This is a genomic window from Streptomyces sp. NPDC017936, from assembly GCF_044328485.1.
GTDB lineage: Bacteria > Actinomycetota > Actinomycetes > Streptomycetales > Streptomycetaceae > Streptomyces.
Genome location: NZ_JBIRHK010000014.1, coordinates 22525 through 37045 on the forward strand (window position 1 = coordinate 22525; position 14521 = coordinate 37045).

The window sequence follows — 14521 nt, forward strand, 5'->3', positions numbered from 1 at the left end:
CTCCGGTCAGGGTAGCGGGTGACAGGACGGACGGGGGACGTTATCGATCGACGGGGCTGGGCATCATCACACCTGACCCCGGACGGCGGGCGGCCGGAGCATCGGCCCGCCCATGTGAGGAGGGACGCTTCGATGGGGGAGAAGGTGGTGGCAGGAGGATTCGACCTGTCCGATCGCCAGCGCTACCGCGACAAGCTGCGGCAGTGCCTGACGGGACTGGAGCGACTCCTGGCCCAGCAGCGCTTCGACCGCCCGAAGAACCTCATGGGGCTCGAGATCGAACTGAATCTCGCGGGTGCCGACGGACTGCCGAAAATGCTGAATGGGCAAGTGCTGGAGAGGATCGCGAGCCGTGATTTCCAAACAGAACTCGCCATGTTCAACCTGGAAGTCAACATAGCTCCACACCGGCTGGGCGGGCGGGTATTCGATCGGCTCGCCGAGGAACTCCGCACGTCGTTGGCATATGCCCACCGGAAGGCGGGAGAAGTCGACGCGGGAATCGTGATGATCGGTATTCTGCCGACTCTGGACCGTGACGACCTGGTCTCCTCCAATCTCTCCGAGGTCGACCGCTACACCCTTCTGAACGATCAGATCGTGGCCGCCCGCGGCGAGGAGTTCACCCTCGAGATCGACGGCGTGGAGCACCTTTCCTGCACCTCGAAGTCGATCGTGCCCGAGGCCGCCTGCACCTCCGTGCAGCTGCACCTCCAGGTCACCCCGGCGCGCTTCCCCGACGTGTGGAACGCCGCCCAGGCCGTCGCCGCCGCGCAGGTCGCCATCGGCGCCAACTCGCCGTTCCTCTTCGGCCGCGAGCTGTGGCGGGAGTCGAGGCCCCCGCTGTTCCAGCAGGCCACCGACACCCGGCCGCCGGAGCTCCAGGCGCAGGGCGTACGGCCGCGGACCTGGTTCGGCGAGCGGTGGATCAGTTCGGCGTACGAGCTGTTCGAGGAGAACCTGCGCTACTTCCCCGCCCTGCTGCCCCTCTGCGACGAGGAGGACCCGCTCGAGGTCCTGGCGGCGGGCGGCGTGCCCAAGCTCGCCGAGCTCGTCCTGCACAACGGCACCATCTACCGCTGGAACCGGCCCGTCTACGGCATCGCCGACGGCGTCCCCCACCTGCGCGTGGAGAACCGCGTCCTGCCCGCCGGCCCCACCGTCACCGACGTCGTCGCCAACGCGGCCTTCTACTACGGCGTCGTCCGCGCCCTCGCCGAGGACTCGCGGCCGGTGTGGACGCGGATGCCCTTCGAGACCGCCGCGGCCAACTTCGACGCCGCCTGCCGGAACGGCATCGACGCCCGGCTCCAGTGGCCGCGGCGGGGCCGGCTCGGCGGCACGGCCGAGGTCGACGCGGTGAGCCTCGTCCGGGACGAGTTGCTGCCGCTGGCCGAGGCCGGGCTGGACGCGTGGGGCGTGGAACCGGCCGACCGCGACTTCTACCTGGGCGTCATCGAGGAGCGGTGCCGGCGGCGGACCAACGGCGCGAGCTGGCAGGTGGCCACGTTCCACCGCGCCCTGGAGGCGGGGCTGTCCCGCGACGCGGCGCTCGCGGCGACCACCCGGCGCTACGCCGAGCTGATGCGCGAGGGGGAACCGGCGCACACCTGGCCGGTGGGGCTGCCGGAGCCGGTCCCCGCGGGCTGAGGACGTCCCTCCCCCTCCTGGCCGGGGCTTCCGCAGCCAGGAGGGGGGAAGCGAGGCGCGTGAGACGCTGCCCGGACCCCGGGTCGCTCCGTCGGCGAGATCCCGGGGTGAGCCGGGCGCTCCGGACCGTGATCGCCCCCCTTCCCGACGCCCGCGCGACGGCCGTGCCGGAGGCGCTCGACGCGGCCGGTCCGGTGAACGACTGCGGGCCGCTGCCGCCACCGCGGCGGGGCCGTCGCACTCCGGCGTCCGGAAACCGTGCTCCTGGAGCGGTCGCCGTCGCCCGGGCCGGCGCGGGCACGCCAGGAACCCGAGGGCCGCCCGGTTCTCGTCGTGCGCAGCCCCCACCGGCCCCCCAGCGCGTACGGGCGGTCCAGCCAGCGCCTGCCGTCCTCCGGGCGGAAGAGGCCCAGGCCGACGGCGCGGAGGCGAGAGAGGCGTCCTCGGTCCGCTCGGCCGCGGCCTGCGGCGCAGGGGCCGGGTCCGGGGAGGCGGCCACGGCCAGGCGTACCGGGGCGCCCCGGCAGGAGGAGCCGAAGGGCGGCGAACCGCCGCGTCCGGCCGCCGCCGAACCGGGCACCGTGAGGACGAGGGCCGTCGCGCCCGCCGTGGCGCGGCGACGGGCGCGAACACGGGGGCCGCCCGCGCCCGCCTCCCGGGGATCGGGCAAGCTGTGACGTCCCATGACGGTGGTGCCCTCCCTGCCGGTCCGCGTGCCGGGTGCCCGGCCGCACGGCACGCGAAGGGGAGGCACGCCCCGTACGGCGTCCGTCCCCTCCACGGCCTGTCGCGCACGATGTCGCACCTGCCGTCGAGACCTGACGACGCGCCGACGGGGACGAGGCGGGTCTACCCCACTGGAGGCAGGTGTGCAGGCGGACGAGGGGCCGGTGGCCGGGTCTGTGCCGCAGGAGCGGTTCTCGCGTCGGATCTTCCGCGACGAGACGCTGCTCGTGCTGGCGCTCTCGCTCGGTGCGAGCGGTGTCTCCGCACTGATCAGATTCGTCGGATCGGTCACGAAACCGGGAGGCCTCAAGGACCAGGCCGCGACCCTCAACGCCTCGGCCGCACCGGGCCGTCCCTGGCTCGATCTGGCCTGGCAGCTCTTCTGGATCGCCACGGCGCTCGTCCCGGTCGCGCTCGTCGCGCACTTCCTGCTGCGCGAGGGACGGGGACTGCGCACCCTGGGCTTCGACCGCACCCGCCCCTGGTCCGACCTCGGACGCGGCGCCGCGATCGCGGCGGTCATCGGCAGTTCGGGCATCGCCTTCTACCTGGCCGCGCGCGGTCTCGGCTTCAACCTCACGGTGGTCCCCGAGGCGTTGCCCGAGGTGTGGTGGAAGTACCCCGTGCTCATCCTGTCCGCCTTGCAGAACGCGATCCTCGAAGAGGTCATCGTCGTCGGCTACCTGCTGCGCCGGCTGGGCCAGTTGGGCTGGACGCCGACCGGCGCGCTGGTGGCCAGCTCCGTGCTGCGCGGCTCCTACCACCTCTACCAGGGCATCGGCGGCTTCGTCGGCAACATGGCGATGGGCGTGGTCTTCGTGTATCTCTACCGGCGCTGGGGCCGGGTGGGTCCCCTGGTGGTGGCGCACTCCCTGCTCGACATCGGGGCGTTCGTCGGATACGCGCTGCTGGCGGGGAAGGTGGGGTGGCTGCCCACGGCGTGAGCCGGCACGGGGCGGGCGGGCGCCGTCACGCGCCCTCACGCGTCGGTGCGCGGCGGTGCGCGGCGCACGGGTCGGGACGGGCCACCCGTCCTCCTCGCGGGACCCGTCCTAGGCGAGCAGGTCGCCCTCGATGACCGTGACCGCGCGGCCGCCCAGCAGGGTGCGCTCGCCCCGCAGTTCGGTGCGCACCCGGCCCGAGCGGGGCGACGCCTGGAGGCCGGTGAGGCCGGGACGGCCCAGGCGCTCCGACCAGTAGGGGGCCAGTGCGGTGTGGGCGCTGCCGGTGACCGGGTCCTCGTCGATGCCGACGTTCGGGAAGAAGCACCGGGAGACGAAGTCGTAGCCCAGGGCCGGGTTCTCGGCGCGGGCGGTGGCGATGACGCCGCGGCTGGAGCAGGCGCCCAGGGCCTTGTGGTCGGGCCGCAGCGCGTGGACGGTCTTCTCGTCGGCGAGTTCGACCAGCAGGTCGCGGACGTTCGGGCCGGTGTCGAACACCGCGAGCGGTTCGGCGCCCAGGGCCTCGGCGACGCCCTCCGGGACGTCCACGCGGGTGAGCGGGGCGGTCGGGAAGTCCAGGGTGTAGGAGCCGTCCTCGGCGGGCGTCGCCACGAGGACACCGCTGCGGGTGGCGAACCGCACCGGCCCGGTGTGGGCGCCGGTGGTGTGCAGGACATGGGCGGTGGCGAGCGTGGCGTGACCGCACATCGCCACCTCGGTGACCGGGGTGAACCACCGCAGTGCCCAGTCCGCCTCGCCGCCCGGCGGGAGCGGGTGGGTGAACGCCGTCTCGGCGTGGTTGACCTCCATGGCGACGTTCTGGAGCCAGTCGTCGTCCGGGAAGGCGTCGAGCAGCAGGACCCCGGCCGGGTTGCCGGCGAAGGGACGGTCGGTGAAGGCATCGACGATTCGAATCCGCATGTCGGCGACGGTAGGGGACGACGGAGAAGACGGGCCAAGGCCAATGCGCAACTGCTGGACCGCTCGGGGAGCGGGCCGGTCGCGGGCCGGCTTGGGCCCCGCCGCGCGGAAGCGGTGCCGGACCCGGCCCCGCCGTACAAGGTGCCTCCCGGGGGGCGCTGCGCACCTCGCGCCCTGCATCCGCCCCCGAGAGGGGCCCCGGGAGGAACCACGCCTTCCCGAAAGGGATTTGAGGGGCGGCAGGTCCGGGACGGCGGGAAACCGAGCGGGAGGAGCGGCCCTGGACGACACGACGGCGACCGGCGAGAAAAGGGGCGGCGGACCGGGTCGGCCCCGGCCGTGAGCAGGGCCCGGTCGGCGGGGGCGTACGCGTGGAAGGCGGGGGCCGTCGTCCTGCGCCCCGGGACCGTGCTCGAGGCCGGCGATCCGCGGCGCGGCCGTCGGCGCTCGGCGTGCCGCCGCCCCGCGCGACCGGCAACCGGCCGCGGAACCCCCGTCCGGAGCGCCTACGGGCGGCCCCGTCGACCGCCCCGAACCGTGCGGCGGTGCTCCGGCAAGGCGCAACCGGGGGAACGCTGGGATGCTGGGGAAAGGCCTCGCGGCGTGGCGCGTCCCGGAGGGACGTCGCCGGTCCAGGACAGCCGCGAGACCGGGAAGGCGGTGGACCATGTGCCGTTGGCTCGCCTACTCGGGCGCACCCGTCCTGCTCGACGCGATCCTCTACAAGCCGAAGCACTCGCTGATCGACCAGAGCCTGCACTCGCGGCTGGGCGTCGAGACGACGAACGGCGACGGGTTCGGCATCGGCTGGTACGCGCCGCACGTGGACACCCCCGCGGTGGTGCGGGACATCGGCCCGGCCTGGAGCAACCGCAACCTGCGGGAGATCTCCGGACACGTCGCCTCGCACCTGTTCTTCGCCCACATCCGGGCCTCGACCGGATCCGCCGTGCAGCAGACGAACTGCCATCCGTTCCGCCACGGCCGCTGGATGTGGATGCACAACGGCGCGATCGCCGAGTTCCACCGGATCCGGCGCGACCTGGCCCTGGCCGTGGATCCGCGGCTCTTCCTCGACATGGAGGGATCGACGGACTCCGAGATGATGTTCTACCTGGCCCTCACCTTCGGCCTGGAGCAGGACCCGCCCGGCGCGGTCGCGCGGATGGCGGACCTGGTGGAACGCACCGGTCACGAGCACGGCGTGGAGTACCCGCTGCAGATGACGGTCGCCGTCACCGACGGGAACCGGTTGTGGGCCTTCCGCTACTCCAGCCAGAAGGACTCCCGCTCGCTCTTCTACAGCACCCGGGTGGACACCCTGCGGGCCCTCCACCCCGACCTGCGGTACCTGTGGGAGATGTCCGAGGAGGCCCGTCTCATCGTCTCCGAGCCCCTGGGCGATCTGCCCGGCGCCTGGAACGAGGTCCCCGAGGGCACCTACGGCGTGGTGCAGGCCGGAAGGGACGAGATGCGCGCCTTCGTCCCGCAGGCGGCGTAGTCCCGGGCCGCTGTCCGGACGCGGCGGCGCACGGTCGTCCCGCGCGGCCGCGTCGACGGCGGAGGGGCTCCGCCCGGCGCCGGAGTGGCGTCAGCGCCGCCGGCGCCGTCCGGGACGCGGGCGGAGCGCACCGGCTCGGGGACGGCGGACGGAGACGCAGGGCTCAGTGCGCCGGCCTGGTCACCCGCACCGGAGTCTGCTGCCCGTGCGTGACCGGTGACCTCCGGTCGCGCACGGTCGGCAAGAGCGGTCACATGCCTTCCTTGCGGTCCGCCGGCAGCAGCCTGCCGGCGGCGATCACCCTGCACCGCGGACGCGGCGGACCTCCGGTGGGGGTCTTGTCAGGCGAGTGTTTCCGATATATCGTTGACGCATCGCGACAGATCAACGATGGAATGAAGGAAGTGGTGGCGATGCGTACCCACGGATTCGAGCACGGACATCGGCAGGGCGGCCCCTCCGGGCGTGGCCGGGGCGGTCACGGACCGGACTTCGAGCGGCTCCGCGCGGCCTTCGGCCCCTTCGGGCCGGGTGGTCCGGGCGGTCCCGGATTCGGCCCCGGCGGTCCCGGCGGCTTCGGGCCGGTCTTCGGCCACGGACCCTGGGGCGGACGAGGGCGTGGCGGGCCGAGGGGGAGGGCACGGCGCGGTGACGTACGGGCCTCGATCCTGGCCCTGCTCAAGGAGCGGCCCATGCACGGCTACGAGATGATCCAGGAGATCGCCGAACGCAGCGGCGGCGCGTGGAAGCCGAGCCCCGGCTCGGTGTACCCCACCCTCCAACTGCTGGAGGACGAGGGCCTGATCAGCAGTGAGTCCGAGGGCGGCAAGAAGCTGTTCTCGCTCACCGAGCCCGGTCGTGCGGCGGCCGAGGAAGGACCGGACGCGCCCTGGGAGGAGGCGTCCCGCGGAGTCGACTGGGAGGCCCTCGGCGAGATCCGCCAAGCCGGCTTCGGTCTGATGGAGGCCTTCGGCCAGGTCTGGAAGACCGGCAGCAAGGAACAGCGGGAGAAGGCCCTCGCGGTCATCAACGAGGCCCGCAAGAAGCTGTACCTGATCCTCGCCGACGAGGACTGACGGCCTCCCCGCCGTGAGAGGGGCGCCCCGTGGACCGGTCCACGGGACGTTCCCGTGTCCGGGCGCGCGGACGGCCGGTGGCGGAGTGAGTCCGGCAGCGAGGGCGAGGAGGCGCGCGCGACAGGGCGGAGAACGGCCTGATCTCCTCCCCAGGGAGGAGATTCCGTCCCCCGCCGTCCGCTCCGCGCGGGACGCGAAGATGCTCCGCTCCGCGGATGACCCGGTGCGCCGGGACTGATGGGGTGGAGGACGTGCAAGCCCGTACTTCCCGGCAGCCGGCCCGCGACGAGGCGGCCCGCGCCCTGGACGACGACGCCGGGTGCAGCGCCGAACTGGCGGCGGCGCTCGCCGGTGCGCGCCGCAGGGCCGTCCGGGACGGGGACCGGCAGGTCGACACCGCTCACCTGCTGCACTCACTCCTGGAACACGACCCCGAGGTGCGCGCCGCCGTCGACGACGGCCCTCGGCTCGTCCGCCTCCTCGGCTACCTCGTCCAGCGCAGCATCGGCTACGGCCTGCGCTGGCGCAGCGGTGTCGAGGACTCCGGCACGCCGCCGGCCGGCACGGGCGTGGAGGGCTTCTCGCCCCTCGCCGCCGCGGCGACGGAACGGGCGCGCGGCCGGGCCGCCCGCCGCGCCGGCGACAGGGTCCGGGGCGCCGATCTGCTGGCGGCGATCGTCGCCGACCCCGAGGCCCGGGCCGTCGAGGTGCTCACCCGCGCGGGCGTCGACGTCCGCGGGGTGCGGAGCCGGATCGCGGACGGTCCGCAGGAGTGCGCCGGGGGCGGCGAGACCTCCCGCTGACCGCCCGCCGCTCCGCCGCGACAGCCCGCCGCTCCGCCGCGACCGCCCGCCGGCCGGTCGCGGCCGGTCCGCTCCGCGTCCAGCCGCTGAGACAGGTGTCAACGGGGATGACGCTCATGTCGTCGCCTGTCATCATGTGCCGGTGCATACGTCTGTGAGCAGTCAGGGCAACCGCGGGAAGGGCATCGGGCTCTCCCTGGCGGTCGGGTCGGCCATCGCCTTCGGCGGGTCCGGAGTGGCGGCCAAGCCGCTGATCGAGGCGGGGCTCGACCCGCTGCACGTGGTGTGGCTGAGGGTGACGGGCGCGGCCCTGGTGATGCTGCCGCTCGCCGTGCGCCACCGCGCGCTGCTGCGCCGCCGGCCCGCCCTGCTCGCCGGGTTCGGTCTGCTCGGCGTGGCCGGCGTGCAGGCCTTCTACTTCGCCGCGATCTCCCGCATACCCGTCGGCGTCGCCCTGCTCGTGGAGTACCTCGCGCCCGCCCTGGTGCTGGGCTGGGTGCGCTTCGTGCAGCGGCGGCCGGTGACCCGTGCCGCCGCGCTCGGCGTGGTCCTCGCCGTGGGCGGGCTCGCCTGCGTCGTCGAGGTCTGGTCGGGGCTCGGCTTCGACGCCCTCGGACTGCTTCTCGCGCTGGCCGCCGCGGGCTGCCAGGTCGGCTACTTCGTCCTGTCCGACCAGGGCAGCGACTCCGGTGACGGCGCCCCCGACCCGCTCGGCGTCATCGCGTACGGCCTTCTGGCCGGCGCCGCCGTGCTCACGGTGGTCGCCCGCCCCTGGGGCATGGACTGGTCCGTGCTGGCGCACACCGCCCGCATGAACGGCGCCGAGGTCCCGGCCTGGCTGCTGCTCGCCTGGATCGTGCTGATCGCCACGGTCGTCGCGTACATCACCGGCGTGACCTCCGTGCGCCGGCTCTCGCCGCAGGTCGCCGGCGTGGTGGCGTGCCTGGAGGCGGTCATCGCGACCGTCCTGGCCTGGTTCCTGCTCGGCGAGCACCTCTCCGCCCCGCAGATCGCGGGCGGCGCGGTGGTCCTGCTGGGCGCGTTCATCGCCCAGTCGTCCGCGCCGTCCAAGGGCTCCGCGCAGCCGGTCGCGAGCGGGAGCCCCGAGCGTGAGCTGTCCGCCCGCGGGACCGCCGCCTGAGGCCGTGACCGTGGATCCGGAACGCGTTCTCCCTCCTCCGGCCGCCCGCGAGGCGGGCCGTCGGTGCACCACGCCCGGCACGCCGTGCCGGGCAGAAGGGCGCTGCCGCGGAAGAGATCCGCGTCCGCGGTCCGGCGGACGGTCCCGGCCGTCGCCCTGTCGGGCGAGCGCCCCACGGCCCCGGTCGTCGCCGGAACGCCGCTCCCGCCGGGCCCGGTGACGGGCCCGGCGGAGGCGCGGGACGGGACGGGGACCGGCGCGGGGGCGGGTGCGGGCCCCGCTGACCGGCCCGTCCCGCGCTCAGGGGCGGACCGGAGTCACAGCGCCGCCAGGTAGTCCGGGAGTTCGGTGCCCGGGGCCAGGTCGGCCTCGGGCAGCGGGGCGCCGTAGCCCTTGCGCAGCGGGAGCACGCCCGCCCAGTGCGGGAGGGCGAGGTCCTCGGGCTCCTCGTTCACCCCGCCGGTGCGGGTCTTGGCCGAGACCTCGTTCAGGTCGAGGCGGATCACCGCGGTGGCGGCCAGTTCCTTCTTGTCGGCGGGCCGGGAATCGGCGGCCCGGCCGGGGACGACGTGGTCGACCAGGGCGTCCAGCGCCGTCCGCTTCTCCTCCGGGTCCGTCACGTCGTGGGCGAGCCCGTGCACCACCACCGAGCGGTAGTTGATCGAGTGGTGGAAGGCCGAGCGGGCCAGGACCAGCCCGTCGACGTGCGTCACCGTCAGGCACACCGGCAGCCCGGGGGCGGCCTGTCCCGCCATCCGCAGGGGGCGCGACCCCGTCGAACCGTGGACGTAGAGCGTCTCGCCGACCCTGCCGTACAGCGTCGGCAGCACGACGGGCGCCCCGTCGCGGACGAAGCCCAGGTGGCAGACGTATCCCTCGTCGAGTATCGCGTGCACCAGTGCCCTGTCGTAGGAGGCCTTCTGCGCGGCACGGGTGGGGACCGTGCGGTCGGTCGGGGCGTAGGCGGCGGGTGTCGTCGGTTGCTGGGTCCCCGGCATGGCGCTCTCCATTGCACTAGTGCATAATCGGCTTTGTGCTAGGAGAGTATCCGATCGAGGGTCGGCGCGCAGCGGACATTTCCGCGAGCGTCGAGCGCGCGGTGGGCGCCGGCGAGTTGAGTCCGGGACAACTGCTGCCCCCCATGCGGGAGTTGGCCGAGCGGCTCGGGGTGAACCCGAACACCGTGGCGGCCGCCTACCGCACGCTGCGCGAACGCGGGGTGATCGAGACCGACGGACGCCGTGGCAGCCGGGTGCGGTCGAAGCCGGCCACGACCGGGCGCGAGTTCATCCGGGTGGAGGTCCCGGCCGGGGCGCGGGACGCCTCCGCCGGCAACCCGGACACCGCGCTGCTGCCGCCGCTGGCGCCGGCGTTCGCGTGGGCGGCCGCACAGGGCGACCGGGAGCCCGTCCTGTACGAACACGAGCCCGTGGAGCCCGAACTGGCGCGCCTGGCACGGGCGGACCTCGACGCCGACGCCGTCCCGGCCGGGCCGGTGGCCGTCACGTCCGGTTCGCTGGACGCCGTCGAGCGTGTCCTCGCGGTGCACCTGCGGCCCGGGGACACCGTGGCCGTGGAGGACCCGGGCTGGGGCTCGCTGCTGGACCTGGTGCCGGCGCTCGGGCTGCGCACGGCCCCCGTCGGCCTGGACGACGACGGGCCGCTGCCCGAGGACGTGGACCGCGCCCTCCGGGCCGGGGCGCGGGCGCTCATCGTCACCGACCGGGCGCAGAACCCGACCGGCGCCGCCGTGAGCGCCGCACGCGCGCGTGCCCTGCGGGACGTGCTGCGCGAGCACCCGCGGACCCTGCTCGTCGAGGACGACCACGGCCACCGGATCGTCGACCTGCCCCTGCATCCCCTCGCGGGCGCCACCCGGCACTGGGCGTTCGTGCGCTCGGTCGCCAAGGCGTACGGTCCCGACCTGCGGCTCGCCGTCCTCACCGGGGACGACCTCACCCTCGACCGGGTCCGCGGGCGGCAGCGGCTCGGCCCCGGCTGGGTCAGCCGGATCACCCAGCGCGCCGTCGTGCGGCTGTGGACCGACCGGGCGGTGGACGCCCGCGCGGTCGCGGCGGCGTACGGCCGCCGCCGCGACGCGCTGATCGCCGCGCTGGCCGAGCGGGGGGTCGGGGCGCGGGGGCGCAGCGGGATGAACGTGTGGATCCCCGTCACCGACGAGACCGGAGCCGTGGCCCGCTTGCTGCAGGCCGGCTGGGCCGTCGCCCCCGGGGCGCGCTTCCGGCTCGGCTCGCCGCCCGGGATCCGGATCACCGTGTCGACGTTGACCCGGGAAGAGGTGGAGGCGCTGGCGGACGCGGTCGCCTCCGCCGTACGGCCGGGCCCCGCGCGCGGCTACGTCTGAGCGGTGGCCGTGCCGGGGTCCCGCGCCCCGCGGCGGGGCGGCGCGCCCGGCACGCCGCCCGCCTCCGCGCGACGGCCCCGCCGTACCGCTACGCCTTCCGCCGCACCTGCGTCAGCGCGGCCCCCGCCAGCACGATCACCGCGCCCACCGGCGTCGACCAGCTCAGCGACTCGCCGAGCAGGACCACGCCCGCCGCCGTCGCGATGACGGGGATGAAGTACGTGACCATCTGGGCCGTCGTCGGGCCGACCTCGGTGACCAGGCCGTACTGGATGAGGACCGCGAGGCCGGTGCCGAGGGCGCCCAGGGCGGCGACCGCGAGCAGCGGCGCCAGCGGGAAGCGGCTGGGGAAACCCGCGAACAGCGGTGTGACGACGGCGAGCTGGACGGTCGCCACGAGCAGCTGCGCGCCGGTCAGCGACAGGGCCGAGGAACCGGTGCCGGCCAGGGTGCGGCGGACGTAGATCCAGCCGATGGGGTAGCTGAGGGAGGCCAGCAGGGCCAGTGCCGTGCCCCGGGCGTCCAGTCCGTCGAAGCCCTGCCAGGCGCCGAGGACCGTCAGGACACCGAGGAAGCCGAGGCCCAGGCCCGCGACCCTGACCCGGGTCGGCCGGTCCTCGGAGAGGGCGACCAGGGAGAGGGCCATGCCCCACAGCGGCGAGGTCGCGTTGCAGATGCCCGCGAGCGTGGACGGGATCGTCAGCTCCGCGTAGGCGAACAACGAGAACGGCAGCGCGTTCAGGAGGAGGGCGGCGACCGTCAGGTGCCCCCAGGTGCGAGCCCCGCGCGGCAGCCGCTCCCGCTTCACCGCCATCGCGGCCGCCAGGACCGCCGTGCCGAACACCAGCCGGCCGAGCGTCACCTGGAAGGGCGCGTAGCCGTCCGTGCCCACCTTGATGAGCAGGAAACTGAAACCCCAGATCAGGGACAGGGCGGCGAAGCGGAGGCGCCAGTCCAGGACGCGGCGGGGACGGGCCGGGGCGGCCGGGGGCCGGGTTGCGGTGGTGGGGGCGACGGTGGTCATGGTCCTTACGGTGCTGGACGGACACCTCGTAGCACAAGCGAGAATCCGCACCGGATATCTCGTAGCATCGCTTACATGTTGAACCTGGAGCGCCTGCGCACCCTCGACGCCCTGGCCCGGCACGGCTCGGTCAGCGGCGCCGCCGTGGGACTGCACATCACGACGTCGGCCGTCTCCCAGCAGATGGCCAAGCTGGAACGGGAGGTCGGACAGCAGCTCCTCGCCAGGCACGGGCGGGGGGTGCGGCTGACCGACGCGGGCCGGCTGCTCGCCGACCACGCGGCCCGGATCCTGTCACAGGTGGAGCTCGCCCAGGCGGACCTGGAGGCGCAGCGCGGCCAGGTGGCGGGGGAGCTGCGGCTGTCGGCCTTCCCGACCGCCGCCCGCGGCCTGTTCCCCCGCGCGCTCGCCGAGCTGCGCAAGGCGCATCCCGCGCTGCGGGTGCGCTCCTGCGAGCTGGAGCCGGAGAAGGGGATCTCCCAAGTGGTGAGCGGCGACCTCGATCTCGCGGTCGTCCTCGACTGGTACAACAAACCGATGCCGGTCCCGGACGGCCTGGTCAAGGCGCCCCTCCTCGACGACCCCGCCGATGTGGCGATGCCGGCCGGCCACCGGCTCGCCGGGCGGGAGGAGGTGGACCTCGCGGAGTTCGCCGAGGACGAGTGGATCACCTGGGGCCAGGGCGAGTTCTGCCACGAGTGGCTGATGTTCACGCTGCGCTCGCGAGGGGTCGAACCGATCGTCGGCCACCGTGCCGCCGAGACCCACACCCAGCTCAACCTGGTGGCCGCCGGGCTGGGCGTGTGCATCGCGCCCCTGCTCGGCAGGCACCCGGTGCCCGAGGGAGTCGTCACGGTCCCGCTGCGGCAGCGGATGCGGCGGCACGTCTACGTCGTGTGGCGGGCGGACGCGGACCGCCGTCCGTCGATCCGGGCGGCGGTCGAGTCGCTCAAGTCGGCGGCGGCGGCCCTGAACTGATCCCCTCGTCCGCCCTGGCCGCCGGGCCCGCCCCCGTCCGCGCGCGGGCGCCCCGGCGTGCGGACCCGCCCTGTCCCGGCCGCCCGGCTCGCGGACCCGTCCGTTCGCGGGCGCCCGGCTCGCGGACCCGTCCGCTACCGGCCGCGCAGTTTGCGGAAGTCCCAGGAGACGATCTTCTCCGGCTTCAGCCGCACCCACGCGTGCCGCCCGTCGTGCGGCATCGAGTCCAGACCGAAGTTCTTCCGCGCGAACAGCGTCTCCACGGCGTCGAGTTCGGCACACAGCTCGCCGGTGCGGGGCGCCTCGCCGACGAACTCCACGGCGCCGGAGAGCTCCACGCCCCGCAGCGACTCGTACTCCTCGCCCGTGTCCACCACGATCGCGACCCTCGGATCACGGCGCAGCTGGGCCCAGCGCTTGCTGCGCACGACCGAGTACAGCCACAGCGCGCTGCCGTCCCACAGGAACCACAGGGCGCTCACGTGCGGGGCTCCGTCGGCGGACACGGTGGCCACCCGGCAGGTGCGCTGGGTGGTGAGGAACGCGTCCAGCTCGCCCGGCGTCATCATGATCTTCCGGCCCCGGCGCTGTGTGACGGTCATCCGGCCCCCTCTTCCGCTCTTGTCACGGTGCTTCCCGCCTCCTGCTTACCAGAACGATCTTCTGATGATCGATGCCCTTGCGGTGCCTGCCGTCGATGCGGACGACCGCGCGGACGGGCGCGGGCGTCAGGCCAGCGTGATCGAGTCCCCGCTGACCGTGATCTTCACCTCGGGCAGCGGCTTCGTCGCCGGGCCGCTCTTCACGCTGCCGTCCGTGACGGAGAAGTTGCTCTGGTGGCAGGGGCAGTTGATGACCCCGTCCGAGACGCTCTTCACCGCACAGCCCTGGTGGGTGCACACGGCCGAGTACGCCTTGAACTCGCCGGCCGTCGGCTGCACGACGACCACCTTCTCGGACTCGAAGACCTTGCCGCCCCCCTCGGGGATGTCGGCGGTCGTCGTGAGCGCGCCGCCCGCCGCCGCACCGCCCGTGCCCGCCGACCCGGAGCCGCCCGCGGACCCCGTCGACCCGCCCGAGCCGTCGGACGAGGCCGACGAACTCGACGCGTCGTCGTCGGATCCCCCGCACGCGGTCAGTGCGGCGGCGAGCCCCGCGGCTCCGGCGGCCGCCACGACGGTACGGCGGGCGGGTCCCGACACGGGTGTGTGCGATGCGCTGGTCATGCTGGGGTTCCCTTCGGGGGAGGATCGGTGAACTGCCCGGATGTACGGGTGGCGGGCGCCGCCTGTTCAGCGCCGGCCCCGAGTCCGGACGGTGTCGAGATGGTGACCCGTGCGAGATCAGGCGGGCGTAAGCCACAGCTGTCGCGAAGCTGTCGGCCCGGCGCGGCGG

13 protein-coding genes are annotated in these 14521 nt (G+C 74.3%); 8 read left to right on the forward strand and 5 right to left on the reverse strand.

All coding sequences use genetic code 11. The annotated features are described in order from the left end of the window. The first annotated feature begins 132 nt into the window (after positions 1–132). Positions 133–1650 carry a glutamate--cysteine ligase gene (locus ACH4F6_RS26855; protein WP_397962903.1) on the forward strand — a complete coding sequence of 506 codons (1518 nt, stop codon included), beginning with the start codon at positions 133–135 and terminating at the stop codon, positions 1648–1650. An 869-nt stretch (positions 1651–2519) separates the two neighbouring features. Continuing rightward, the gene (locus tag ACH4F6_RS26860) at positions 2520–3320 is read left to right on the forward strand and encodes a CPBP family intramembrane glutamic endopeptidase (protein ID WP_397962904.1); all 801 of its coding nucleotides are present in this window, start codon (positions 2520–2522) and stop codon (positions 3318–3320) included. Between the two features lie 108 nt (positions 3321–3428). On the opposite strand, the gene ACH4F6_RS26865 is transcribed toward ACH4F6_RS26860, so the two are convergent. Then, a complete protein-coding gene (locus tag ACH4F6_RS26865) occupies positions 3429–4238 on the reverse strand; it encodes a PhzF family phenazine biosynthesis protein (RefSeq protein WP_397962905.1) in 810 nt (269 codons plus the stop codon). 667 nt (positions 4239–4905) lie between these two features. Here ACH4F6_RS26865 and ACH4F6_RS26870 point away from each other — a divergent pair. The 4 genes from ACH4F6_RS26870 (at position 4906) to ACH4F6_RS26885 (ending at position 8759) form a co-directional block, all read left to right on the forward strand. Then, entirely contained in the window at positions 4906–5739 is an 834-nt protein-coding gene (locus tag ACH4F6_RS26870; protein WP_397962906.1) for a class II glutamine amidotransferase, read from the forward strand. 413 nt (positions 5740–6152) lie between these two features. Then, entirely contained in the window at positions 6153–6815 is a 663-nt protein-coding gene (locus tag ACH4F6_RS26875) for a PadR family transcriptional regulator (protein ID WP_397962907.1), read from the forward strand. 251 nt (positions 6816–7066) lie between these two features. Beyond that, positions 7067–7618, forward strand: a complete 552-nt coding sequence (locus ACH4F6_RS26880) for a Clp protease N-terminal domain-containing protein (protein WP_397962908.1) — start codon at positions 7067–7069, stop codon at positions 7616–7618. A gap of 136 nt (positions 7619–7754) precedes the next feature. Continuing rightward, a complete protein-coding gene (locus ACH4F6_RS26885; RefSeq protein ID WP_397962909.1) occupies positions 7755–8759 on the forward strand; it encodes an EamA family transporter in 1005 nt (334 codons plus the stop codon). 317 nt (positions 8760–9076) lie between these two features. On the opposite strand, the gene ACH4F6_RS26890 is transcribed toward ACH4F6_RS26885, so the two are convergent. Beyond that, complete coding sequence (locus tag ACH4F6_RS26890) at positions 9077–9757, reverse strand: pyridoxamine 5'-phosphate oxidase family protein (RefSeq protein ID WP_397962910.1); 681 nt, start codon at positions 9755–9757, stop codon at positions 9077–9079. Positions 9758–9792: 35 nt separating this feature from the next. Between ACH4F6_RS26890 and ACH4F6_RS26895 the strand changes: the two genes are divergently transcribed. After that, complete coding sequence (locus tag ACH4F6_RS26895; RefSeq protein ID WP_397962911.1) at positions 9793–11124, forward strand: aminotransferase class I/II-fold pyridoxal phosphate-dependent enzyme; 1332 nt, start codon at positions 9793–9795, stop codon at positions 11122–11124. An 88-nt stretch (positions 11125–11212) separates the two neighbouring features. Here ACH4F6_RS26895 and ACH4F6_RS26900 read toward each other — a convergent pair whose 3' ends face one another. Next, entirely contained in the window at positions 11213–12148 is a 936-nt protein-coding gene (locus ACH4F6_RS26900) for a DMT family transporter (RefSeq protein WP_397962912.1), read from the reverse strand. 75 nt (positions 12149–12223) lie between these two features. Between ACH4F6_RS26900 and ACH4F6_RS26905 the strand changes: the two genes are divergently transcribed. Further along, complete coding sequence (locus tag ACH4F6_RS26905; RefSeq protein WP_397962913.1) at positions 12224–13126, forward strand: LysR family transcriptional regulator; 903 nt, start codon at positions 12224–12226, stop codon at positions 13124–13126. A 134-nt stretch (positions 13127–13260) separates the two neighbouring features. Here ACH4F6_RS26905 and ACH4F6_RS26910 read toward each other — a convergent pair whose 3' ends face one another. Both ACH4F6_RS26910 and ACH4F6_RS26915 read right to left on the reverse strand, forming a co-directional pair. Next, positions 13261–13728 (reverse strand): pyridoxamine 5'-phosphate oxidase family protein, encoded by a 468-nt coding sequence (locus ACH4F6_RS26910; RefSeq protein WP_397962914.1) that lies wholly within the window; start codon positions 13726–13728, stop codon positions 13261–13263. Between the two features lie 126 nt (positions 13729–13854). Continuing rightward, on the reverse strand, positions 13855–14352 hold the full coding sequence (locus ACH4F6_RS26915) for a Rieske (2Fe-2S) protein (RefSeq protein ID WP_397962915.1): 498 nt from the start codon (positions 14350–14352) through the stop codon (positions 13855–13857). Positions 14353–14521 lie beyond the last annotated feature (169 nt).